Origin of the sequence: Acinetobacter sp. WCHAc060006, from assembly GCF_004209135.1 — a bacterium.
In the GTDB taxonomy this organism is placed as follows: Bacteria; Pseudomonadota; Gammaproteobacteria; order Pseudomonadales; family Moraxellaceae; genus Acinetobacter; species Acinetobacter cumulans.
On the sequence record NZ_SGSS01000075.1, the window covers coordinates 1 to 1,611 of the forward strand.

The 1,611-nt window shown below is 33.6% G+C and carries 2 protein-coding genes; one reads left to right on the plus strand and one right to left on the minus strand.

Going from position 1 to position 1,611, the window contains the following annotated elements; translation table 11 throughout:
• Positions 1 to 19: 19 nt before the first annotated feature.
• Positions 20 to 313: a hypothetical protein gene (locus tag EXE29_RS17185; RefSeq protein WP_063454767.1), complete on the plus strand. Its 294-nt coding sequence runs from the start codon at positions 20 to 22 to the stop codon at positions 311 to 313.
• 195 nt (positions 314 to 508) lie between these two features.
• Here the strand turns inward: EXE29_RS17185 and EXE29_RS17190 are convergent, their stop codons facing one another.
• Positions 509 to 1,312, minus strand: coding sequence for a DUF4942 domain-containing protein (locus EXE29_RS17190; RefSeq protein WP_005005990.1), 804 nt, complete (start codon positions 1,310 to 1,312; stop codon positions 509 to 511).
• Between the last annotated feature and the right edge of the window lie 299 nt (positions 1,313 to 1,611).

Genomic DNA, 1,611 nt, shown 5'->3' on the forward strand with positions numbered 1-1,611 from the left:
TTAATTAAGTTTAATTAAATTGTTAAGTTTTAAAACATATGAAGCTGAACCAGCTCAAGACCGTCTTGTGCTTGAAAACATCACCATTGCTGAAGCGATGAAGTTAGCTGAAAACAACGGATTCTTTAAAGCAAAGTACCAGGTGCTTAAAGTGATTCAATATTTTGATGTTGAATTGGTACTCACGGCGTCTGATGTTGAGCACTGTGCTGAATTACACCAGTTTAGCGGTGGCTATAACGTGACGGTGCTTGCTGATACACCTGAACAAGATCTTATTGCAATTCTCAATTCATTGGGGATATTGAATTAGAGCCATCTCGTGATAAGAGAATGCAGCTCCGAAAAATGGAGTCTAAATTTAAATCTGCCTTTAAGGGATATGATTTATCCCAAGTATCCATAGTGATATGGTCAGTGTATGTTCACCAGTGGCACGATCGCAAAATTAGTACCGTATATATCTAAAAAAAAACCACAATAACAATTGATGGTTTTTTAATGAGCTTTATAAAATGGGTTCATCATACGCACGGCGTTTGTGTTTTACATTTGGATCTATGCCAATTTGATTCGGATATAACAGGTTTAATACCTGGTTAATGCGATCAACTACGCATTGATTAAACAAGATATGACAGTTACCGTTTTCGTAGATCTTAATGCGTAATAAATTATCATCAATGCTATGCCAGATACCACGATCTAACCTGAGTTTATCTAATCTAGTGTGGTCTAAAGGCTTGCCAAATAACTGCCTTGCTATAAAGCGTACTTCTTCCACTAAATTATCTCGTCTGCAATAAGAATGGTAGCTATTGTGATGAATGATCACGCACGGGTTAATACCAGCACCAAGATTGGTTTTGTATTTGCTTGATAATTGGCAAAACAATGAATCAACTTTACGAGCATATGCCATGTGGCGCGTAGACCAGATAGATTCTAAAAATACATTCACGTTATCCATCGTGAAATCTTCAATTTCATGACGAGCAATTTTATCTGACAACGCATCATATTCTTTTTCAGATATAAAGTTTCTAAGATTGATGATCTCAGTTAACTTCCTCCAGAAGCATGACGATATTTGTTTTAAAGCAGATTCTTCAGTATTGAATGATGATGAATATGATTTTCGGGTGATTGCACTCACAATCTGGTAAGCATCAAGTTCAATATCTTTGATGCTTTCATAAATAACCTTTATTGACGATTTTGCTTTTTCGCATTGCAAAATTAGCTTTTCGACTTCAATAAAGTCTAATTCAGATGCTTGCACTTCTCTTTTTATATTTACCAACATATTCATAATTGCCCACCTAATTAGCTTAATTGTCTATATAGATATTTTAATAAAAACCATGGTCATTAATTTTTTTTTAAAATTTATAAGCTAACTTTTTCACTATAATTAAATTAAATAAGCACAACGCTTAAAACTTGGTGTAGTGGAATATGGCTCAACCTTTAAAATTCCTTATTACCTCTACTCATAAATGATGATGTCGATATGCTTATGAAAAAACAACATTCAGTTATGTTCTCAACTGATCGAACAAATACCAATGCTATAAAAATCTGTAATGAGGATATTGTTAAATGAAAAAA